Below are 21,510 nucleotides of genomic sequence, written 5' to 3'. Positions count from 1 at the left end.
GAGATCCGGATGTCCCGCCTTTTTCACAACGCGCTGCCGCTGCGGGTGCTGACCTGGCATGTGCACGGCAACTACCTCTACTACCTCACGCAGGTGCCGCACACCTTCATCCTGCCGGTGGACGCGGCGCGCTCGCCCGGCTACAGCGGCCGCAGCGGCACCCTGCCGTGGGGCGACAACGTTCAGGAAGTGCCGGTCGAGGCGCTCAAGGACACGGAGTTCGACTGCATCCTGTTCCAGTCCGCCAGCGCCTATCTGGACGACCAGCACCGGCTGCTGAGCGAGGCGCAGCGCCGGCTGCCGCGCATCTACCTGGAACACGACCCGCCCCAGCGCCACCCCACCGATACCGCGCACCCGGTGGACGACCCCTCGATGCTGCTGGTGCACGTCACCGCCTTCAACGCGCTGATGTGGGACAACGGCCGCACCCCGGTGCGGGTCGTGGAGCACGGCGTGATGGTGCCCGAGGGCCTGCGCTACCGCGGCGACATCGAACGCGGCATCGCCGTGGTGAACAACCTCGCGCGGCGCGGCCGGCGGCTGGGAGCGGACGTGTTCGAGGCCGCGCGCGCGCAGGTGCCGCTCGACCTCGTCGGCATGGATTCGGTACGCAGCGGCGGGCTGGGCGAAATCGCCAACCTCGACCTGCCCGGCCATCTGGCGCGCTACCGCTTCTATTTCCACCCGATCCGCTGGACCAGCCTGGGCCTCGCCGCGATCGAGGCGATGATGGTGGGCGTGCCGCTGGTGGGGCTGGCGACCACCGAGCTGGTCAGCGTGATCCGCAACGGCGAGAACGGCTACATCGACACCGACCCGCGCCGGCTGGTCGAGGCCATGCGCCGCCTGCTCGACAACCGCGGCGAGGCGATGCGGATCGGCGCCGCCGGCCGCCAGACCGCGCTGGAGCGCTTCAACATCGAACGCTTCGTCGCGGACTGGCTCGCGGTGTTCGCCGAGGTCGCGCGCTGAAATGGGCGCGCGGCCCTCACCCTTGCGCGTGCTGGTGGCCGGCGGAGCCGGCTTTCTCGGCTCGCATTTGTGCGAACGCCTGCTGCGCGACGGCTGCCGCGTGCTCTGCGTCGACAACTTCCAGACCGGCTGCGCCGCCAACGTCGCCCCGCTGCTGCAGCGCGAGGGCTTCACGCTGCGCGAGCACGACATCACCGCGCCGCTGGAGGCGGACGTCGACCAGATCTACAACCTCGCCTGCCCCGCGTCGCCGCTGCACTACCGCGAAGACCCGGTGCGCACCGTGCGCACCAGCGTGGTGGGCGCGATGAACCTGCTGGAGCTGGCGACCCGCAAGGGCGCGCGCATCCTGCAGGCCTCCACCAGCGAAATCTACGGCGATCCGGCCGAACATCCGCAGCAGGAGGCCTACCACGGCAACGTCAACCCGATCGGCCCGCGCGCCTGCTACGACGAGGGCAAGCGCTGCGCGGAAACCCTGTTCTTCGACTACCACCGCCAGCACGGGCTGCGCACCAAGGTCGCGCGCATCTTCAACACCTACGGCCCGCGCATGCGGCCGGACGACGGCCGCGTGATCTCCAACTTCGTCGTGCAGGCGCTGCGCGGCCAGCCGCTGACCTTGTACGGCGACGGCAGCCAGAGCCGTTCGTTCTGCTACGTGGACGACCTGATCGACGGCCTGCTGCGGCTGATGAACAGCGCGGACGACTTCTGCGGCCCGGTCAATCTGGGCAACCCGGTGGAATCCACCGTGCGCGAGCTGGCCGACGAGGTGATCCGGCTCACCGGCTCGCGCTCCACGCTGCGCTACCTGCCGCTGCCGGAGGACGACCCGGTGCGGCGCCGGCCCGACATCACGCTGGCGCGCGCGGAACTCGGCTGGCGGCCCACGACCGCGCTCGAAGACGGCCTGCGCCGCACGATCGATTATTTCGCCCGGGTGGCGACATGAGCGGCGGAGTCGTCTCCGCCCGCTCCGCCGGGCTGCTCGCGGCGGCCGCGGCGGCGCTCGGCGAGCGGCGGCGCATCCACCGACCTACCCGCCTGCAGCACGTGCTCGCGCAGCGTTGCGCTGTCGGCGCCGTGGCCGGGCACCGGCGCCGCGGGCTGGCTGCCGGCCTTGGCCGCGCGCCCCGGCCGCGGCGAGCTGCGCCCGGTCATCAGGTCGTACAGGTAGCGGTAGCGATGGGCGCTGGCGGTCCACGAAAAGTCGCGCCCCATCGCGCTGCGGCACAGCCGCTGCCAGGCGGGCCGGTCTTGCCATACCGCCAGCGCGCGCTCCACGGTGGCCACCAGCGCGGCCGCGGTGGGCTCGACGAAGGCGAAGCCGGTGGCGTGTTCCGCCGCGGCGTCATAGTCATCCACCGAATCCGCCAGCCCGCCGGTGGCACGCACGATCGGCGGCGTGCCATAGCGCTGGCTGTACATCTGGTTGAGTCCGCAAGGCTCGAACAGCGAGGGCATCAGGAAGGCGTCGGCGCCGGCCTCGATGCGGTGCGCCAGCCCTTCGTCGAAACCGATCACCGCCGCCATGCGTTGCGGCCAGCGGCCCTCGGCCTCGCGCAGTGCCGCCTCCAGCGCCGGGTCGCCATTGCCGAGCAGGGCGAGCTGCAGCGGGCGCTCGAAGAGCTGGGGCAGCGCCTCCAGCACCAGGTCCACGCCCTTCTGGTCGGTCAGGCGCGTCACCATGCCGAGCAGCAGCGCGTCATCGTCCTCGGCCAGCCGCAGCTCGGCCTGCAGCGCACGCTTGTTGGCGCGTTTGTCGTCCAGCGTGTCCACCCCGTAGGGCGTGGGCAGATAGGGATCGCTGCGCGGGTCCCAGGTTTCGGTGTCGATGCCGTTGAGGATGCCGGACAGCGTCTCGCGGCGCGCGCGCAGCAGGCCCTGCATGCCGCAGCCCAGGTGTTCGTCGAGGATTTCCTGGGCATAGGTGGGGCTGACCGTGACGATGCGGTCGGCGTAGAACAGGCCCGCCTTCAGGAAGGACAGCCGGCCCCAGTATTCGGCCCCGTCCATGGTCAGGCAGTGTGCCGGCAGGCCCAGCGCGGTGCCGGTTTCGAGCGGAAAGATGCCCTGGAACGCGAGGTTGTGGATCGTCACCACGCTCGGCGCGGGTTCCGGCAGCCCGGCCTTCAGGTAAGCCGGCGCGAGGCCGGTGGGCCAGTCGTTGCAGTGGAGCACGTCGGCCCGCCATTTCAATGGACTGGCCGCGGACGACAGCAGCGCCGCCACGCGCGACAGCAGGCCGAAGCGCAGCGCGTTGTCGTCGTAATCCACCCCGCGGTCGTCCTGGTAGGGGCCGCCGGCGCGGGCGTAGAGGTCCGCGCTGTCGATCAGCATCGCCCGCACGCCGCTCGGCAGCCGGCCGCCCAGCAGCGTGGCCGGCGGCAGGCCGGAGCCCGCCGGCAGCGCAGCGATGCGGCGCAGGCCCCCGGCCTGCTCCAGCACCGAGCGATAGGCCGGCATCAGCACCCGCACATCCACGCCCAGCCCGGCCAGCGCCGCCGGCAGGCCGGCGCTGACTTCGCCCAGGCCGCCGGTCTTGGCCCAGGGCGCGCATTCCGGGGTGGCGAACAGCACCCGCAACGGACCGCTCTTCTTCATTTCTGCTACCTCCCGCAGCCGGCGCGCATCACGCCGCCGCTGCCTGTGACAACCCAAGGACGGACACCATGATCCTGTGCGGAGACATCGGCGCCACCAAGAGCCTGCTCGGCCTCGCCGAGGCACGCGGCGGCGCGATCCACATCAAGCTGGTACGACGTTACGAAAACCGCGAGTGGCCGGGCTTCGGCGAACTGGTCGACGACTTCCTGGCCAAAGCGGCGGCCGCGCGCGGCGAAGCGGTGGAGCTCACCGTCGCCGGGTTCGGCATCGCCGGCCCGGTGGGGCCGGACGGCGTGCATATGACCAATCTCGACTGGTACATCGGCCCGGGCCCACTGCGCAGCGTACTGGGCGGCGCGCCGGTGCGGCTGCTCAACGACTTCGAGGCGAGCGCGCTCGGCATCGGCGACCTCGGCGGCGACGGTTGCCTGCCGCTGCAGCCCGCGCCCGCACTTTCCACGGCGCCACAGCTGGTGATCGGCGCCGGCTCGGGGCTGGGCGTGGCGCTGCGGGTGCCGACGGCGAACGGCGTGGTGGTGGTGCCAGGCGAAGGCGGCCACGTCGGCTACGCGCCGCGCAACGAGGAGCAGCTCGCGCTGTGGCGCCAGCTGCGCGCCGGAAGCGGCCGGCTGAGCGTGGAGCACGTGGTTTCCGGTCCCGGCCTCGGGCGCATCTACGAGTGGCTGGCCGAGACCCGCGCGAGTACCGGCCCCTGCGGCGAACTCGTATGGGAGCGGGCGGTGGAAGGCAACCTGCACGCGCGCCACGCGATCGACCTGTTCCTCGACAGCTATGGCGCGGTGGCGGGCGACTTCGCCCTCGCGACGCTGGCGCGCGGCGGGGTGTATCTGACCGGCGGCATCGGCCCGCGGCTGCTCCCCGCGCCAGCCGCGGCGGCACGCTTTCTCGCTGCCTTCCGCGACAAGGCGCCGCACGGCGCGCTGATGACGCAGATGCCGGTGCACCTGGTGGTGGACGACAAGCTGCCGCTGCTCGGCGCAGCGCGCGCGGCCACGGATCTGCTGCCGACCGCCTGACATCTAGCGCTCGCCTCCGCCTTCAGCCACCAGCAGCGCGAACGGCAGCGGGTCGAACACGGTGCCGAGGTCGATGCCGTGGCCGGGGCCACCTTCCCCGCCGCCGTGGCCGACCCACAGCTCACGCCCGCACAGCGCGTCGCGCAGATGCAGGCCGTGCCAGGGCAGCACCACGGTGTTGCCCGCCCAGGCTTCGGGCATCAGCACCCGCCCGGCGTCGCCGCCGGCAAAGCCATACAGCAGCCGGGTGGCGATCACCACCACGCGCTCTTCGCCGCGCACCCGCGCAAACGCCACCACATGGCGCGCCGCCGGGCCTTCCACGTCCAGCGGCACATAACGTCCGCCGCGTAGCGTGCGTTCAAAGGCCTGGCGCAGCATCAGCCCGCGCCACAGCAGGTAGAGCTTGATGCGGCCATCCTCGGCGTTGTCGAGCAGGTTCAGCAGCTCGGCCGGCCCCGCGCCGTCGGGAAACTCGTCGCGCAGGGCCTCGAAACGGGCCGCCGCGGCGGCGAAATCCACCGGACGGCGGTTGTCCGGGTCCACCAGGCTGAAGTTCCAGTCCTCGCAGCCCTGGTAGATGTCGGGCACGCCGGGCGCGGCGAGCTTGAGCAGCAGCATGTTCAGGCTGTTGTAGATGCCGAAGCGCGCAACCGTGGCCTGGAAGGGCAGGAAATCCGCGAGAAAGCCGCCGTCGGGAACGAACAGCCGCCGCACGAAGGCGGTCAGCGCGGCCTCGTAGCCGGCGTCCGGGTTCATCCAGCTGGTGTGACGCTTGGCTTCGCGCGCGGCCTTCAGCATGTAGGCCTCCACCCGTTCGGCGAGCTGCGCGGTCGCGGACGTGTCCATCGCCCCCAGCGGCCACACCCCGAGCAGGGTCTGGTACAGCAGGTATTCGTCGTTGGCCGAGGGCGCCGGCTCGTCGTTCACCCGCTGCTTGCGGCGCGCGTTGAGCCGCCCCCAGCGCCGCAGCGCCAGCCGCCACGCGCCGGGCATCTCGGAGAGCACGCTGATGCGCGCGCGCACGTCCTCCGAGCGTTTGCTGTCGTGCGTGGAGGTGGCGAGCAGGCCGAACGGATGGCCGCAGGCGAGCGCCTCGTTGGCGAGGTGGAAGTCCTCCACGCCCACGCCGAAGGTGCGCGGATCGCCGCCGACGTCGTTGAGCGACACCAGCCGGTTGTAGCGGTAGAAGGCGGTGTCTTCCATCGCCTTCGCCATCACCGGCGCGGTGAATTGCTGGAAGCGGCGCACGAAGCGCAGCTTCAGCCGGCGCAGCTCGGGGCGCGGTTCGATCGGCGCCGACAGCAGCACCTCGCGCACGAAATGCAGCACCGACGCATCGCCCGCCAGCCCGCGCGCCACCGCCGCCTCCACCGCCCGCTCCACGTAGCGGCGGTCGTCCTCGCCCACGCCGCGCGGGCCGATGTAGCTGCGATAGACCGGAAACGCCGCAATCACCTCGGCCAGCGCGCCACGCAGGCGGCTGCGGGTGAAGTCGCGCGTGCGGCGGTCGTGCTGCGCGATGTCGTACAGCATGTAGGCGAGGCTGCCGAGTTCGCCCGGCAGCGAATGGGTCATGATCAGCTGCTTGGATTCGACCAGCACCTCGGCGAAATCCCGCATCTCGCCGGTAAAGGCGCGGTAGATGCGCGTGAAGCGCGACTCCTGCGCCGGATCGACGAAGAGGTTGTTCACCAGGTTGGCGAAGCGGTAGCCGGTGCCGCCGTGCACCGGCCAGTCCGCCGGCAGCCCTTCGAACTCGCCGAGGATCTTTTCCACCACCACGTACAGCGCGCGCGGCGGCGCGAGACCGCCGCCGGCCACCTCGCCGTAGCGGGTCTGCAGGCGCTCGAAGTAGGCCGCGGGGTCGGCCAGCCCGTCCGGGTGGTCGATGCGCAGGCCGGACACGCGGCCCTGCGCAACCCAGTCGAAGATGCGCGCGTGCGTGGCCTCGAACACCGCGTCGTTTTCCATCCGCAGCGCGGCAAGGTCGTTCACGTCGAAGAAGCGGCGGTAGTTGATGTCGTCCGCCGCCACCCGCCACGAGGCCAGCCGGTAGGCCTGGCGTTGCAGCAGGTGATCGAGCGCATCGAAGCTCTCGGGCTCGCCGACGTGTCCGCGATAGGCCGCCAGCCCCGCCGCCACCTGGGCCTGCAACGCCGGCAGGCGGGCGTACAGCTCGGCGAGGTGGCGCTTGAAGGTCTCCTTGTCGCGTCGCCGCTCGGCGAGCGCTTCCGGATCGGCGGTGTCGCGCGGCGGCAGCCGCCGCAGCGCGGCAAGCAGGGTGGCGAGTTCGAGACTGGGTTCGGATGTACTTGAGGCGCCCGCGCTAGCCCCCTCCCCGCCCCGGCTCTCTCCTTGCAGGGGAGGGAGCGGATCGGCGGCGCCCGCGGCGAGGATTTCCGGGTAGTCGCACGGGTCGATCGGGAAGCGGTGCTCGTAGTAGCGCACGCAGAAGCTGCCGCGTTCCGGCGAGAAGCTGAGCTCCAGTTCGCCCGCCTCCAGCACCAGCCCGTACTGGTCGCCCAGCACCGGCAGCAGCACCTTGCCGCGCAGTTCGGCGAAAGGGGGCTCCCAGTCGATGTCGAAGTGGTCGGCAAAGTGCGACGCCGGGCCGTTCTCCAGGACGTCCAGCCACCATTCGTTGTCGCCGCCGAGCACGCCGACGTGGTTGGGCACCACGTCCAGCACCTGCCCGAGGCCGAGTTCGGCCAGCCGCGCGCAGTAGCGATCGAAGTCCTCGTCGCTGCCGATCTCGGGGTTCACCGCCTGGTGATCGACGATGTCGTAGCCATGGCGGCTGCCGGGCCGCGCCTTCAGGAAGGGCGCGGCGTACACATGGCTGATGCCGAGCGCGGCGAGATAGGGCAGCACGTCGGTGGCGGCGGCGAAGCCGAAGTCGCCGTTGAACTGCAGCCGGTAGGTGGCGCGCGGCACGTCGGCCAGCTCGGGACGGAAGTCGGGCGGGCCGCCGCTGACCGGCAGCGGCGCGCTCGGGCGCTCGGTGTTGATCGCGCTGCTCACCGCCAGCCAGCGCGCGTCGGCGGCAAGGTCCGCCAGCGCCGCGTCGAGCCGGCGCCGCCAGTTGGGCTGGGTGGTCTCGCTGGTGCCCGGCAGGTTGGTGGCCTCCAGCTGCGCCAGCACGTCTTCCAGCTGAACCGCCACCATCGCCGACGGCGTGCGCGCGATGTAGCGATACACCGCCGGTGCGAGGCCGCCGCCTTCATCGCCGCCGGGCGGCTCGTCGCCCGGCGCGAGCAGCGCCTCGCCGCCCAGCGCATCGAGCAGCGCGCGGCAGTCGGCGCGACGCTGTTCGGCCTGGCGCTCGCGCAGGCCGGGCTCGCGGTACATGCCCAGCGCCTCGCGCAGGTCGATGTCGTGGCCGGCCCAGTAGCCGCGCAGCGTGGGCAGGTCGTGGGTGCCGACCACCGCGAGCGCGTCCTGCGGCCACGCATCGGGACGGCGGAAGCCGCCGCCGTCGGCATGCTGGAAATACAGCGGCCGGTAGGACAGCAGGCCGTGCCGCGCCATCGCCTCGCGGATCGCCTGCGGCACGATGCCCAGGTCCTCGCCGATCACCACGCAGCGCTCGCGCCGGCTTTCCAGGCACAGCAGGCGGAACAGGTCGTGCATCGGGTAGGCGACGTAGGCGCCGCGCTGGCGCGCTTCCTCGCCCTCCTCGCCCGGCCGGTTGCGCGCCACCGGCAGCCAGAACAGCCGCATCAGGCTCATCACATGGTCGATGCGCAGCGCGCCCGCGTGGCGCATGTTGGCCCGCAGCACCGCGAGAAACGGTGCGTAGCCCTGGTCCGCCAGCTGCTGCGGAATCTGCGGCGGAAAGCCCCAGTCCTGGCCGTTGGCGTTGAGTTCGTCCGGCGGCGCGCCGGCGTGGGCGCCGAAGGCGTGCAGGCTGCGGCGGGCCCAGGTTTCGGAGCCGCCCTCGTTCACGCCCACGGCGAGGTCGCGGTACAGGCCCACGCGCATGCCGCGCGCCCGCGCCCGCGAGGCCACCGCCTGCAACTGCAGCGCGGCCTGCCATTGCAGGTATTCGAAGAATTCGATGCGCTGCTCGTTATCGGCGGCGAAGGTCTCCACCGCGGCGCCGTCGGGGTCGCGATAGGCCTCGGGCCAGGTCGTCCAGCCCCAGATCGCCGGGTCGCCGGCGTGGAAGTGCGTCTGCAGCGCGTCGAACAAGGCATGCAGGCGCAGGCTGCGCCCGCCCTCGCGCTGGAAGTCGCGGAACTGGCCGGCGCGCTGGGTATCGCGCTCCAGGTGCATCGCGCGGAAATGGCGGTACAGCAGTTCCAGCACCTCGAACTTGGCCTGCGCCACGCCGTTGTAGTCGATCAGGGTGCGCGCGCGCAGCGCGTCGAGCCGCGCGCGGAACGCCGCCGCCCCCACCTTTTCGCCCGCGGCGGCGCACTCGCCGAAGTCGCGCATCGCTTCGATGTCGAGGTACAGCACGTTGAGCCATTCGCGGCTCGAAGGGCTGTACGGGCTGGCGCGTTCCGGCTCGTGCGGGAACAGCGCATGCAGCGGATTGACGCCGACGAAGTGGGCGCCGGCATCGGCGGCGATATCCACCAGCCGGCGCAGGTCGCCGAAGTCGCCCATGCCCCAGTCGCGCGCCGAGCGCAGCGCATACACCTGCACCGATGGCCCCCACAGCCGGCCCGAGGGCGCCGGGTGGCAGGTGGGCGGGCAGACCGCCAGCCCGACCTCGGCAAAGGCGTGGGACGAGGTGGCGTGCTCGAAGAGGCTGAGGCGGTGATAACCCTGCCCCAGCTCGATGCCGATGGTCAGCTCGGCCTCGACCCGTTCGCCGTCCGCTCCCGCCTCGCCGGCGCCTTCACGCGTCCGTGCGGCGACACGGCCGCGCCGCTCGCCGCCGCCTTCCAGCGCGATGCGCCACCACAGTGTCTGGCCGACCAGCGCCGCCGGCAGCCGCGGATGCAGCACCAGCGGCGCTGCCACCCCTTCCAGCACCAGCAGTGGCGGCAGCACGCGTGCCGCGGCCACCTCGCGCAGGCGCTCCAGCTCGCAGGCGGCGTGCTGTTCGGCGCGCCCTTCCTCCAGCGGATGGCCGAGCGCGGCGAGCAACGCGCGCCGCGTGTCCTCATCCACCTCGTGACGGCGGCCCCAGGCGTCCTCGTAGGCCAGGTCGATGCCGAGATGGCCGCACAAGGCCTCGATCGCGCTGTTGCTCATCGCTCTCCTCCGCGCCGCATCCGCTTCAGCCCTGCCCCGCGCCCGGCAGCAGGTAGCACTGCACCGCCCACGGCCCCAGGCGGTCGGGGCCGGAATCGCTGCCCACCGCGGCAAACGGCGCCGCTTCCAGCGCCGGCAGCAGCGGCGAGGTGAGATCGTCGAGGTTGGCGCGCATCACCAGCGCGCCGCCGTCCACCCCCACCCAGCGCACCTCGAAAGTGCGCTCGCCGAACAGGTGCCAGGTGCTGCGGCCGGGCACCACGCCCGCCACCCGCGGCACCACCACCGCGTGGCGCTGCGCCAGCAGTTCGCGATACAGCGCCAGCCACTCGCGCGCAGGCGGGTCGCCCCGCGCGCCCCAGTCGAGCTTGCTGCGCGCGAAGCTCTCTTCGCCACACGGATCGGGCAGTTGCGCCCCATCCTCGCCGTGGAACTGCATGAAGGCCGCGAACTCGCGCTGGCGGCCTTCGCGCACCGCCTTCGCCAGCTCGCCGGGGTAGTCGCAGAAGAACAGGAAGGGCGTGGTGGCGCCGGCCTCCTCGCCCATGAAGATCAGCGGCGGCGAAGGCGCCAGCAGCTGGATTGCGACCAGCGCGCGCAGGCGGCGCGAATCGGTCAGTGTCGTCAGCCGCTCGCCGAGCGCGCGGTTGCCGATCTGGTCGTGGTTCTGCAGGAAATTGACGAACGCGGTGGCGGGCAGCGCGCTGCTCGGTTCGCCGCGCGGGGCGTCGTGGAAGGCGGAGTGCTCGCCCTGGAACGCGAACCCCTCGGCGAGGCAGCGCACCAGCAACTGCACCGGACGCTCGGCAAAGTCGGCGTAATAGCCGTCGTGCTCGCCGGTCAGCAGCACGTGGGCGGCGTGGTGGAAGTCGTCGTTCCACTGCGCTTCGTAATGCCCCCCAAGCCCGGGGCGGCCGAGGCGGCTGGCGGTGTTGTCGACGTTCTCCACCACCAGGTGGATGCGGCGATCGGCCAGGCGCATGCGCGCACGTGAGGACAGCTCTTCCAGGATGTGCGGGTTGGAGCGGTCGAAGATGCCGTGCACCGCATCCAGGCGCAGGCCGTCGAAGCGGTATTCCTCCAGCCAGTACAGGGCGTTGTGGATGAAGAATTCGCGCACGTGGGCCGAATACGGGCTCTCGAAGTCGATCGCCGCGCCCCACGGCGTCTCGTAGTGTTGGCTGAAGAACTGCGGTGCATACACATGCAGGTAGTTGCCGTCGGGGCCGAAGTGGTTGTAGACCACGTCCAGCATCACCATCAGCCCGCGGCGGTGGGCCGCCTGGATGAAGTGCTTGAGCGCATCGGGCGTGCCGTAGGCGGCCTTGGGCGCATACGGCAGCACGCCGTCGTAGCCCCAGCCGCGCGCGCCGGAAAACTCCGCCAGCGGCATCAGCTCGATCGCGGTGATGCCGAGCGCGGCGAGTTCGTCCAGCCGCGCCTCGGCGGCGGCATAGGTGCCTTCCGCGGTGAAGGTGCCCACGTGCAGCTCGTAGATCACCGCCGCCTCCCACGGCCGCCCGCTCCAGCCCGCATCCCACGCGAAGGTGGTGGGATCGACCAGCACGCTGGGGCCGTGCACGCCGTCCGGGTTGTAGCGCGAGGCGGGGTCCGGCACCTCGAGCTGGCCGTCGAGGCGGAAGCTGTAGCGGTCGCCCGGGCGCGCGGTGGGTATCTTGCAGCTGTGCCAGCCGTCTGACTTCGCGCAGGGGTGGTAACTGCATTCGCCGTCGGGCTGGTGCAGCACCACCTCCACGGCCTTTTCGGCCGGAGCCCACAGGCGGAAGCGGTAGCCGGCGTGGATGTTGTGTTCTTCCACCAGGCGCGGGCCGAAGGGCATGCGGTGCATCCAGTGCACCGTGGCCGCGCCGCTGGCCGCGTCGCGCCCGTGCCCGGCCTCGTTGGGCCGCCAGCCGCTCTTGCCGAACTGGCTGCGGCCATGGGCGCCACCACTGCCGCGGCGCGGCTGGGTGCCCGGCGCGCGCGCATCGGGCATGCGCGCCTGCGGGGCGTTGGCGAGTGGATCCGGCCCCCGGCGCGACGCGGCGTTGAGGTGGGGCGGCGTGCTGCGGGTGGGGCTTCTCATGGCTTCAACTGTCCTTTTGCAACCACCACGATGCCGCTGTCAGTGACATGGAAGCGGGCGCGGTCGGCCTCGCGGTCGTAGCCGATGCGCATGCCGGGCGGGATGAAGTTGTTCTGGTCGATGATGGCGCGGCGGATCTTCGCCCCGGCCCCGATCACCGTGCGGTCCATGACGATGGAGTCGGCCACCTCGGCGCCCTCCTCCACTACCACTTCGCGGCGGATCAGCGAGCGTTCGATGGTGGCGCGACGGACCAGCACGCCGGCGCCGAGCGAGGCGCTGCGGATGTGGCCGTCATGCACCTGGGCGGCCTCGGTCTGGTCCGGCGCAGCGTAGATCGGCCAGCGCGGATTGGACATGCAGAACGCCGGGCACTCGCCCAGGGTGTCGAAATGCGCCGCGTAATAGGCATCGATGGTGCCGACGTCGCGCCAGTAGCTCGCGTCCTCGAAGTCGCGGATGCCGGGCACGCGGTTGCTGGAGAAGTCGTAGGCCATCAGCCGGTGCGACTCGCACATCGCCGGCAGCAGGTTCTTGCCGAAGTCGTGCCCGCCCTTCGAGTGGGCACGGGTCAGCGCGTCGACCAGCACGTCGGTGGAGAAAACGTAATTGCCCATCGAGGCCAGCGCCACCCCGGGACGGTTGGGCATCGGCTCGGCGCTCTGCGGCTTTTCCTGGAAGTCGCGGATGCGGCCGGCGGAGTCGGTGCGGATGATGCCGAACGAGCTGACCTGCTCGAGCGGAATCGGAATTGCCGCCACGGTCGCGTCGGCATGGGTATCGACGTGGTACTGCACCATCTGACGGATATCCATCCGGTACACATGGTCGGCGCCGAACACCACCACCAGGTCGGGCTTGATCAGGTCGATCAGGTGCAGGTTCTGGTACACCGAATCGGCGGTGCCCTGGAACCACTCCGGCCCGCACTGCATCTGCGGCGGCACCACGGTGATGAAGTGGTGCGGAATCAGCGGCGTCAGCACCCACGAACGGCGGATGTGCTCGATCAGCGACTGCGACTTGTACTGCACCAGCAGGTAGATGGAGTAGATCTCGGAATTGACGAGGTTGGACAGCACGAAGTCCACGATACGGTGGCGGCCATTGAACGGCACCGAGGGCTTGGAGCGCTCGGCGGTCAGCGGGTGAAGGCGGCTGCCCTCCCCACCGGCCATGACGAATGCGAGTACGGACTTGCCGGCAATCATGTTTCACCTCCAGAAAACGCCCCGGCGCGGCGGACGCCGCGCGCGGAGGAATCGTCGAACGCCGCGCGTCCCTGAACCGGAATCGGGGCTTCCCTCTCCGCCGGGTTCATCGCGGGCTCTCCAGAAACACCACCGACAGCGGTGGAAGGGTCAGCGCGAGGGCGTGGCGCTGGCCGTGCCAATCCACCTCCTGGGCAGCCAGCCCGCCCTGATTGCCGAGTCCGCTGCCGCCGTAGGCTCCGGCGTCGCTGTTCAGCAACTCGGTCCACCAGCCCCCGCGCGACACGCCGAGCGCGTGGTCGAAGCGCGGCAGCAGGGTCAGGTTGCAGGCCACCAGCAGCGTCGGCTCCTCTTCGCGCGCCGGCCGGCGCAGGAAGGCGAGCACGCTGTCGCTGGCGTCGTTCGCCGCCACCCACTCCAGCCCGCCGGGCGCGGCATCACCGGCATGCAGCGCGGGGTGAGCGCGGTAGTGATGGTTGAGGTCGGCCACCCAGCGCTGGATGGCGGCGTTGGCCGGCGTGTTTTCCAGCGACCAGTCGAGGCAGCCGCGCGGGTCCCACTCGCAGGCAACGCCGAGTTCGCCGCCCATGAACAGCAGCTTGCGGCCCGGAAAAGCCCACATCAGGCCGAACAGCGCGCGCAGGCTGGCGCGTTTCTGCCACGAGTCGCCGCGCTGCTTTTCCAGCAGCGCGCGGCGTCCATACACCACCTCGGCGTGCGCCAGCGGCAGCACCGAGCGCGCCGCGGCCGCGCCGGCCGCGGCGTCCATCAGCTTGCCCTGGTGGTAGTGGCGCTGGCCGGGGTCGCGCACGAAGTAGTCGAGCGCGTCGTGCACCCACGCCAGGTTCCAGGCGAGGTCGCAGCCATAGCCGCCCACGGCCTCGGGGCGGGTCAGCGCGGTGCGCAAGGCCTCGTCGGCCTCGTCCGCCTCGGCGATCACCATCACGCCCGGGTGTTCGGCATGGATGCAGCGCGTCAGCCAGCGCAGGAAGTCGTCGGCGCCCGGCTGCCCGCGCAGCAGGCGATCCACGCCGGACAGCCGCAGGCCGTCGATGTGGTAGGTGTCCAGCCAGTACAGCGCGCTGTCGATCAGGAAGGCGGCGACCGCGTCATCGGTGAGGTCGAAAGCGATCTCGTCGCCCTCGGCGCGGGCGCGACCGCCCTCGTACAGCGGCGTGCCGTCGAAGCGCACCAGCCCGTGCGACTCCGCCGGAAAACTCGCCGGCACCCAGTCGAGGATCACGCCCAGCCCGGCCTGATGCAGGCGGTCGACCAGGTACATCAGGTCCTGCGGCGTGCCGTAGCGCGCACTCGGCGCAAAGCGGCTGCCGCTGCGGTAGCCCCAGTCGCCATAGTCGCCGTGCTCCACCAGCGGCATCAGCTCCACATGGGTGAAACCCAGCCGCATCAGGTAGGGCGCCAGTTCGTCGGCGCTGCGGCGGTAGCCGGCGAAGCGCTCGCCCGCCTCGGCCGCGCGCCAGGAGCCGAGATGCACCTCGTAGATCGACAGCGGCGCGTCGGCCGCCCGTCGCCCGGCGCGGGCGCGCATCCACTCGGCGTCCCACCAGCGGTAGGCGAGGTCCCACACCCGCGAGCCGATGCCGGGCGGCAGTTCGCAAGCGCTGGCATAGGGGTCGGCCTTGGCGAGCACCTCGCCGCGCGCGCTCTCGATGCGGAAGGCGTAGCTGACGCCGTGGCCGACGCCGGGCACGAAGCCTTCCCACAGGCCGTCGGCGCCTGCATACAGCGCGGCGCGCTCGTTGCCAGGCGCCAGCGCCACCGCCACCGCACGCGCGTGCGGCGCCCATACGCGAAAGCGCGTGCCGGCCAGCCCGTCCACCGTCACCGGGCGCGCGCCCATGCCGGCGTAGTGGCGGCCGCCGGTGGGCGCTGGGCCGGGGGGCGCGAAGTCGGGGCCGTTCATAGGTACAGCCCCACGGCCGCAACCGGCATCGGCGCACGCGCGACGCGCGGCGGGGCCGGCTCGGCCTCCGCCTGCGGGCGGCGGCGCTGGCGCACCGACAGCGCGCGCGACAGCATGCGCCGCAGCGCCGCCTCGCCAGCGGACAGGCCGCTCTCCTCGTCGCTGGCCGCGCCGTAGTCGTCGAGCACGCTGCCGGCAAGGTAGAGGTCGAAGATCACCGGGCAGATGTAGCTGGAGCGCGTCACCGCGGCGGTGTTGCCGAGTTCGGCCGCCACCGCGCGCACGCACTTGGCGAGCATCCGCCCCGCCAGCCGCTCGTTCTCCACCGGCCCCGCCGCGGCGAGGTATTCGGCCGCCTTCAACGTGCCGCCCCAGGTGCGGAAATCCTTGGCGGTAAAGGGCCCCATCGCCTCGCGCAGGTAGGCGTTGAGGTCTTCGGCGCGCACCGGATGGCGGCCGCCCTCGTCGTCCAGGTACTGGAACAGGGCCTGCCCCGGCAGCTCCAGCAGCCGCGCCAGCGCGTTGGCGATGCCGCGGTCGCGCAGCGTCTGCTGCTGCTCCACGCCGTGCTTGCCGCGGTAATGGAACACCACGCGGCTGCCCTCCACCCGCACGTGGCGCTTGCGCAGCGTGGTAAGGCCGTAGCTGCGGTAGCGGCGCGCATAGCTCGCGTTGCCCACGCGCAGATAGATGCGGTCGAGCAGCCGCACCAGCAGCGCCAGCACCTTCTGCCGCGGCAGCCCGGCGCGGCGCAGGTCGGCGCCGATGCGCTCGCGCAGGCGCGGCAGCGCGCCCGCGAAGCGCGCCAGCCGGCGCCACTTGCGCATCGCGTTCTCGAGCACGAAGTCCGGGTGGTAGCGGTATTGCAGGCGGCCGCTGGCGTCGCGGCCGAAGGCCTGCAGCGCAGCTTCCGGGTCGGGGCTGACATAGACCTCGGTGTAGGCCGGCGGCACCGCCAGCGCGGCGATGCGCGCGAGCCCGGCGCGGTTGCGGTAGGGCCGGCCGTCCGGGCGCAGATAGCGGAAGCCGCCTTCGGCCAGCGGTTCGCGGCGCAGGTAGCGGCTTTGCAGTTCTGCGGTGGAGACGGTGGCCATGGCCTAGCCCTCGCCCAGCCGCGCGGTCAGGCGCGCAACGCATTCGGCCGCCTGCGGCGTGGGTGCGGCGACGAAAAGCTGCAGCGAGCGCCCGGCGGCGCTGTAGCCCTCGCCGGGCGCGGACTCGGCGAAATCCGCCACCTCTGCCTGCGCGGTATCCACCAGCCGCACCCAGCGGGTGACGCCGGCCGCCTGCGGCAAGGTGCACTCGACCGCCTCGTGCGCGGCGTTCAGCACCACCAGCACGACCGCGTCGGCGGCGGGTTCCGGCCCGGTGCCGAGGTGGGCGCGGCCGTCGGCCAGCATCGCGAAGCAGCGCATCTGCGCGTCCGCCCAGCCCTCGGGCGTCAGCTCGATGCCGTTGGGCGCCAGCCAGATCACGTCGCGCAGCACGTGGCCGGGGTCGCCGCCGGTGGCGAAGCGCGCCGGGCGCAGCACCGGCAGCGCGCGGCGGATCAGCAGCAGGCTGCGCACGAAGGCGCGCAGGCGCTCGCCGTCGGCATCCACGCCGGCCCAGTGCACCCAGCTGATCTCGTTGTCCTGGCAATAGGCGTTGTTGTTGCCCTGCTGGCTGCGGCCGATCTCGTCGCCGGCCAGCAGCATCGGCGTGCCCTGCGCGAGCAGCAGCGTGGCGAGCAGGTTGCGCTTCTGGCGCTCGCGCAGCGCCAGCACCTCGGGGTCGTCGGTGGGGCCTTCCGCGCCGCAGTTCCACGACCGGTTGTCGTCGTGGCCGTCGCGGTTGTCCTCGCCGTTGGCCTCGTTGTGCTTGTCGTTGTACGAGACGAGGTCGTGCAGCGTGAACCCGTCGTGCGCGGTGATGAAGTTGATGCTGGCCCACGGCCGCCGGCCGTGGTGGTTGAAGCGGTCGGCCGAGCCGGCGAGCCGGGTCGCGAGGCCCGGCGCCTGGCCTTCGTCACCGCGCCAGAAGGCGCGCACGGTGTCGCGGAAGCCGTCGTTCCATTCCGCCCAGCCGGGCGGGAAATTGCCCGGCTGGTAGCCGCCGGGGCCGCAGTCCCAGGGCTCGGCGATCAGCTTGACGCGGTTGAGCACCGGGTCCTGCCGCACGGCGTCGAAGAAGCCGCAGCCGGGGTCGAAGCCTGCCGCCTCGCGCCCGAGGATGGTGGCGAGGTCGAAACGGAAGCCGTCCACCTCCATCTGCGTCACCCAGTAGCGCAGGCTGTCCATCACCAGCTGCAGCACGCGCGGATGGCTGAGATTCACCGTGTTGCCGGTGCCGGTGTCGTTGATGTAGTAGCGCCGGTCGTCCGGGTTGAGGCGGTAGTAGGAGGCGTTGTCCAGGCCCTTGAAGCTGAGCGTGGGGCCCAGCTCGTTGCCCTCGGCGGTGTGGTTGTAGACCACGTCCAGGATCACCTCGAGGCCGGCGTCGTGCAGCCGCGCGACGGTGTCGCGGAATTCCGCCGCGCCCTCGCCGGCGAGGTAGCGCGGCTCCAGCGCGAAGAAGCCGATCGAGTTGTAGCCCCAGTAGTTGCGCAGGCCCTTGTCGGTCAGATACGCGTCATCCACGTAGGCGTGCACCGGCAGCAGTTCCACCGAGGTCACGCCCAGCGCCTTGAGGTGGTCGATGACCGCCGCGCTGCCCAGCCCGGCGATGGTGCCGCGGTGCTCCGCGCCCACCGCCGGATGCTGGCGGGTGAGACCGCGTACATGCGCCTCATAGATCACCATGCATTCCCACGGCACGCGCTGACCGCGCCGCGCCGGGCGGCTGGCGCTCGGCCAGGGCGCGGCGACGCGCGCCTTGAGCGTGCAGGCGGCGCTGTCGCGCTTGTCGAAGCCGTGCCCCGGGCGCTTGTTGCGCAGCTCGTAGCCGAAGATCGGCGGCCCCCAGCGCAGGCGGCCGACCAGCTCGGTGGCGTAGGGGTCGAGCAGCAGCTTGTGCGGGTTGAAGCGGTGGCCTTCCTCGGGCACGTAGGGCCCGTGCGCGCGGTAGCCGTACACCAGCCCCGGCCCCGCGCCCGGCAGAAAGCCGTGCCAGACCTCGTCGGTGAGTTCGGGCAGGTCCATGCGCGCGATCTCGTTGCGCCCGGCCTCGTCGAACAGGCACAGCTCCATGCGGCTGGCGTGGGCCGAGAACACGGCGAAGTTGACCCCGTCGCCGGTCCAGGTTGCCCCCAGCGGATAGGCCTGGCCGGCTTCGAGCGTCATCTGCAGCGCGGCCGTCATGCGTCCGTCCCGCGGCGCCGGGCGGCCGCGGCCTCGGTGACGACGCGGTGCACGAAGCCGAGCTTGTCGAGCACCGTGGTGGCCATCACGAAGGGATAGGCGTCGCCCTGCCCCAGGCTGCGGCCCATGCTGTTGAGGAACTGCGCCAGCGGCAGCCACTGCTCCAGCAGCACCTTGCGGAAGGGCTGATCCTCCACCTCGACCCCTGGCACGTCGGCCGGGCCGCCGTCCGCCTGGTCGGAATGCAGGGCGAAGCCCCAGTGGGCGGCGGTATCGAGCGCATCCGAAATGTGCAGGTAGTGGGCCCAGGTCTCGGCCCAGTCCTCCCACGGATGCATCGCTGCATAGGCGCTGATGTGGCGCTCGGCCCAGTCGGCCGGCGGCGAGGCGTAGTAGGCCGCCAGCGCCTCGGCGTAGTCGCGGCGCTCGTCGCCGAAGTGTTTGCGGAAGGCTTCGAGGCGGCCGCCGTGGGCGATCAGGCGGTCCCAGTAGTAGTGGCCGATCTCGTGGCGGAAGTGGCCGAGCAGCGTGCGATACGGCTCGCGCAGGTCCACCCGCCGCTGCTCGCGGCGGGCGTCGTCGGCCTCGCCGATATCGAGCGTGATGGTGCCGCCGGCATGCCCGGTGGTGGCGGTTTCGCCTTCGCCGCCGAGGAAGCGGAACTCCGGCGGCGGATGGGTGCCGTCACCCTCCACCGGCAGGCCCAGCCGGTACAGCGAATAGAACAGCCGCCGCTTGGCACCTTCGAGCTTGAACCACGCATCCTTGTTGGCCGGATCCTCCAGCGCCGCGGTGTGCTCGGTGCGGCGGCAGCAGCGGCACAACGCCTCGTCGTCGCCCGGCGCCACCATCCAGTTGCAGATCTGCTCGCTGGAATAGTTGCGGCACTGGCGCCAGGAGGACACCCGCGCCGGCGCGCGGTCGCCGTCGGCCTCGCCCGCTTGCGCGGCGGCGTCGCCGGGCACCGCGGCCAGCGCCGGGCTGGACGGCGGTGCGTTGGCGTAGCCGGCATCGTTGGCGGCCGGCGCGCCGCGCGCAATGCTGGCGGTCGCATCGGCACCGCGGGCCACTTTTTCCGCCCCGGCGCTTTCGGCGAAGGCGCTGCCGGCGGCCACATCCTCGCTGCCCTCGTCCGCCGCCCCGAGCCGGCGCCAGCCGCCGTCGCCATCGGGTTCGAACGCCGCCATGTCCATGGTGTCGGGCGAAAAACCCAGCAGCGCGCCGCAGTTGCCGCAGGCGAAGTTCTCGAAGAAGCAGACGAAGCCGCAGTTGGTGCAGTAGAAGGTTTTCATGGCGCCGGCGCGGTCGCGCCCTCCGGAATGTGTTGGGGCGGCAGCGGGCGCGTTTCGCGCTGGGCCTCGTCGCCCGGGTGGCGTTCCATGCTGGCCCGCAGTTGCGGCAGCCACGCCGGGTGGTGTTCCTGCATGTAGGCGATCAGCTGCTCGCGCACCTTGCAGCGCAGGTCCCAGCCGGTGCCGGCGTCGCGCGTGCTGACCAGCGCGCGCAGCTGCATCGCGCGCTCGGTGAAGTCGGTGACCTGCAGCACGCACACGCGGCCGTCCCACTCGGGCGCCGCCTCCAGCACCTTGCGCAGCGCGTCGCGCAGGGGCTGCACCGGCATGCGGTAATCCACCCAGAAGAACACCGAGCCGATCAGGTCGGAGGTCTGCCGCGTCCAGTTCTGGAAGGGTTTCTGGATGAAGTACTCCAGCGGCACGATCAGGCGGCGGTCATCCCAGATGCGCACCACCACGTAGGTGGAGGTGATCTCCTCCACCCGCCCCCATTCGTTCTCGACGATCAGCACATCATCGACGCGGATCGGCTGGGTCAGCGCGATCTGCAGCCCGGCGATGAGGTTGCCCAGCACCGGGCGCGCGGCAAGGCCGGCGATGATGCCGGCGAGGCCCGCCGAGGCGAGCAGGCTGGCGCCGATCTGGCGGACGTTGGGAAAGGTCATCAGCACGGAGCCGACACCGAGCAGGCCGACCACGAACATCGCGGTACGCGCGAGCACCCGGACCTGGGTCTGGACGCTGCGCGCGCGCCAGTTGTCCGGCCCGTCGGTGGGATGGCGGCGGACCACGACGTCGGCGAAGGCGGCGATCAGCCGCACCACGAACAGCGTCACCAGCAGGATCACCGCGATCGACATCAGCTGGCGCAGCATCGTCAGCGCCGCGGCGGGAATCGCGGCGTCGGCGAGCGCAACGTGGATCAGCAGCAGCGGCACCAGCGCCTGCATCGGCCGCCGGGTGTACCAGACCACCCGTTCGGCGAGCACGTAGTGCTTGGCCGCGCGCCGGGCGATCGCATCCAGCACCGCGTGCAGCACCAGGCCGATGGCCGCCGCGGCGCCGCATTGCACCAGCAGCGCCAGCCAGGGATGACGCTGGAGCAGGTCGGTGGCGGCCTCCATTCAGCGCGCCCCCGTCGCCAGTTTCTGCTGCAGCCCGCGCGCGGTCTCCACGTGGCGGCGCAGGATCGCCAGCGTGTCCTGCGCGAACGCGCGGATCTCCGGATCGGCGCCTTCGCGCGCCTGCCGCTCGAAGGCCTCGATCACCTGGGCGTGGGCGGCGCCGCTGAAGCGGGCAAGGAACAGCTGGTCGAGCTGGGTGCCGCTCAGCTTGCGCATTTCGGCCAGATCGGCGCGGGCGTGCTCGGGCATCGCCTCGGCCGCCGTCAGCTTCTTGGCGCTGGCAAGGCGCGCGAGCTGCACGTTGATCGCCTCGTGGTCGTGGCGCAGCTGCTCGGCGAAGGCCTTCACGTCGGCGTTGCCGCCGCCCTCGGCCACCAGCCGGCCCGCCTCCATCTGCGCCAGGCCGTGGCCGGTGGCGGCGGCAATGAAGTTGCGGTCGGCCTCCGACACCGGGCCCGGCTCGACGTTGGAGATGCTGGAAACCGGCGCCTGGGTGCTGCCCGCAGTGCCGCCGGCGGGCGGCAGCGGCGGTGTTTCCGGCGGCACGCTGGGCGCCACCTGGGTGCTGGTGGGCGGCTGCGGCGGCGCGGTGTTGGGTTTGCGGTCGCAGGCGGCGATCAGGCTGGCCAGCGCGAGCAGCGCGGTGGCACGGCGTAGTCGAATGGCATCCATCGGGCGTCCTCCTGTATTCCGGTGCGGCGCCCGCAGACGGTGCGTCGCCCGCAGCCCGCATGCATTTGGCGTGCCCGGCGCGGCAACACA

General features: G+C 71.7%; 13 protein-coding genes. 3 read left to right on the top strand and 10 right to left on the bottom strand.

What is annotated here, in order from left to right; all coding sequences use genetic code 11:
• The first annotated feature begins 9 nt into the window (after positions 1-9).
• Both dqs_RS09590 and dqs_RS09585 read left to right on the top strand, forming a co-directional pair.
• Positions 10-975, top strand: coding sequence for a glycosyltransferase (locus dqs_RS09590; RefSeq protein WP_011765536.1), 966 nt, complete (start codon positions 10-12; stop codon positions 973-975).
• Position 976: 1 nt separating this feature from the next.
• Positions 977-1,930 (top strand): UDP-glucuronic acid decarboxylase family protein, encoded by a 954-nt coding sequence (locus tag dqs_RS09585; protein ID WP_065340318.1) that lies wholly within the window; start codon positions 977-979, stop codon positions 1,928-1,930.
• On the opposite strand, the gene glgA is transcribed toward dqs_RS09585, so the two are convergent.
• Positions 1,906-3,582: a glycogen synthase GlgA gene (glgA, locus tag dqs_RS09580; RefSeq protein ID WP_011765534.1), complete on the bottom strand. Its 1,677-nt coding sequence runs from the start codon at positions 3,580-3,582 to the stop codon at positions 1,906-1,908. The genes dqs_RS09585 and glgA overlap by 25 nt on opposite strands.
• Positions 3,583-3,650: 68 nt before the next feature.
• Between glgA and dqs_RS09575 the strand changes: the two genes are divergently transcribed.
• Positions 3,651-4,622 carry a glucokinase gene (locus dqs_RS09575; protein ID WP_065340317.1) on the top strand — a complete coding sequence of 324 codons (972 nt, stop codon included), beginning with the start codon at positions 3,651-3,653 and terminating at the stop codon, positions 4,620-4,622.
• Positions 4,623-4,625: 3 nt separating this feature from the next.
• On the opposite strand, the gene dqs_RS09570 is transcribed toward dqs_RS09575, so the two are convergent.
• From dqs_RS09570 to dqs_RS09530, 9 genes are all read right to left on the bottom strand, one after another.
• A complete protein-coding gene (locus dqs_RS09570) occupies positions 4,626-9,830 on the bottom strand; it encodes a malto-oligosyltrehalose synthase (protein WP_065340316.1) in 5,205 nt (1,734 codons plus the stop codon).
• Positions 9,831-9,855: 25 nt separating this feature from the next.
• A complete protein-coding gene (treZ, locus tag dqs_RS09565) occupies positions 9,856-11,916 on the bottom strand; it encodes a malto-oligosyltrehalose trehalohydrolase (RefSeq protein ID WP_179948024.1) in 2,061 nt (686 codons plus the stop codon).
• The gene (locus tag dqs_RS09560) at positions 11,913-13,127 is read right to left on the bottom strand and encodes a glucose-1-phosphate adenylyltransferase (RefSeq protein WP_011765530.1); all 1,215 of its coding nucleotides are present in this window, start codon (positions 13,125-13,127) and stop codon (positions 11,913-11,915) included. The genes treZ and dqs_RS09560 overlap by 4 nt, the downstream gene beginning before the upstream one ends.
• Before the next feature lie 106 nt (positions 13,128-13,233).
• Positions 13,234-15,051, bottom strand: a complete 1,818-nt coding sequence (gene glgB / locus dqs_RS09555; RefSeq protein ID WP_065340315.1) for a 1,4-alpha-glucan branching enzyme — start codon at positions 15,049-15,051, stop codon at positions 13,234-13,236.
• Positions 15,048-16,145 (bottom strand): DNA topoisomerase IB, encoded by a 1,098-nt coding sequence (locus tag dqs_RS09550; RefSeq protein WP_011765528.1) that lies wholly within the window; start codon positions 16,143-16,145, stop codon positions 15,048-15,050. Before dqs_RS09550 ends, glgB begins: the two co-directional genes overlap by 4 nt.
• A 3-nt stretch (positions 16,146-16,148) precedes the next feature.
• Positions 16,149-18,329, bottom strand: a complete 2,181-nt coding sequence (glgX, locus tag dqs_RS09545) for a glycogen debranching protein GlgX (protein WP_065340314.1) — start codon at positions 18,327-18,329, stop codon at positions 16,149-16,151.
• Positions 18,326-19,621 (bottom strand): zinc-binding metallopeptidase family protein, encoded by a 1,296-nt coding sequence (locus tag dqs_RS09540; protein ID WP_065340313.1) that lies wholly within the window; start codon positions 19,619-19,621, stop codon positions 18,326-18,328. The genes glgX and dqs_RS09540 overlap by 4 nt, the downstream gene beginning before the upstream one ends.
• Positions 19,618-20,748, bottom strand: coding sequence for a mechanosensitive ion channel family protein (locus tag dqs_RS09535; protein WP_011765525.1), 1,131 nt, complete (start codon positions 20,746-20,748; stop codon positions 19,618-19,620). Before dqs_RS09535 ends, dqs_RS09540 begins: the two co-directional genes overlap by 4 nt.
• On the bottom strand, positions 20,749-21,420 hold the full coding sequence (locus dqs_RS09530) for a DUF4142 domain-containing protein (RefSeq protein WP_011765524.1): 672 nt from the start codon (positions 21,418-21,420) through the stop codon (positions 20,749-20,751). It lies immediately after the preceding gene.
• Between the last annotated feature and the right edge of the window lie 90 nt (positions 21,421-21,510).

Source organism: Azoarcus olearius (assembly GCF_001682385.1).
In the GTDB taxonomy this organism is placed as follows: Bacteria; Pseudomonadota; Gammaproteobacteria; order Burkholderiales; family Rhodocyclaceae; genus Azoarcus; species Azoarcus olearius.
The sequence above is the reverse complement of the archived record's forward strand: the minus strand, read 5'-3'. Positions and strand labels throughout refer to the sequence as shown.

Excerpts from the sequence above, each read along its gene's own strand:
- dqs_RS09590 (WP_011765536.1), top strand. The coding sequence starts at position 10 with ATGTCCCGCCTTTTTCACAACGCGCTGCCGCTGCGGGTGCTGACCTGG.
- dqs_RS09585 (WP_065340318.1), top strand. The coding sequence starts at position 977 with ATGGGCGCGCGGCCCTCACCCTTGCGCGTGCTGGTGGCCGGCGGAGCC.
- glgA (WP_011765534.1), bottom strand. The coding sequence starts at position 3,582 with ATGAAGAAGAGCGGTCCGTTGCGGGTGCTGTTCGCCACCCCGGAATGC.
- dqs_RS09575 (WP_065340317.1), top strand. The coding sequence starts at position 3,651 with ATGATCCTGTGCGGAGACATCGGCGCCACCAAGAGCCTGCTCGGCCTC.
- dqs_RS09570 (WP_065340316.1), bottom strand. The coding sequence starts at position 9,830 with ATGAGCAACAGCGCGATCGAGGCCTTGTGCGGCCATCTCGGCATCGAC.
- treZ (WP_179948024.1), bottom strand. The coding sequence starts at position 11,916 with ATGAGAAGCCCCACCCGCAGCACGCCGCCCCACCTCAACGCCGCGTCG.
- dqs_RS09560 (WP_011765530.1), bottom strand. The coding sequence starts at position 13,127 with ATGATTGCCGGCAAGTCCGTACTCGCATTCGTCATGGCCGGTGGGGAG.
- glgB (WP_065340315.1), bottom strand. The coding sequence starts at position 15,051 with ATGAACGGCCCCGACTTCGCGCCCCCCGGCCCAGCGCCCACCGGCGGC.
- dqs_RS09550 (WP_011765528.1), bottom strand. The coding sequence starts at position 16,145 with ATGGCCACCGTCTCCACCGCAGAACTGCAAAGCCGCTACCTGCGCCGC.
- glgX (WP_065340314.1), bottom strand. The coding sequence starts at position 18,329 with ATGACGGCCGCGCTGCAGATGACGCTCGAAGCCGGCCAGGCCTATCCG.
- dqs_RS09540 (WP_065340313.1), bottom strand. The coding sequence starts at position 19,621 with ATGAAAACCTTCTACTGCACCAACTGCGGCTTCGTCTGCTTCTTCGAG.
- dqs_RS09535 (WP_011765525.1), bottom strand. The coding sequence starts at position 20,748 with ATGGAGGCCGCCACCGACCTGCTCCAGCGTCATCCCTGGCTGGCGCTG.
- dqs_RS09530 (WP_011765524.1), bottom strand. The coding sequence starts at position 21,420 with ATGGATGCCATTCGACTACGCCGTGCCACCGCGCTGCTCGCGCTGGCC.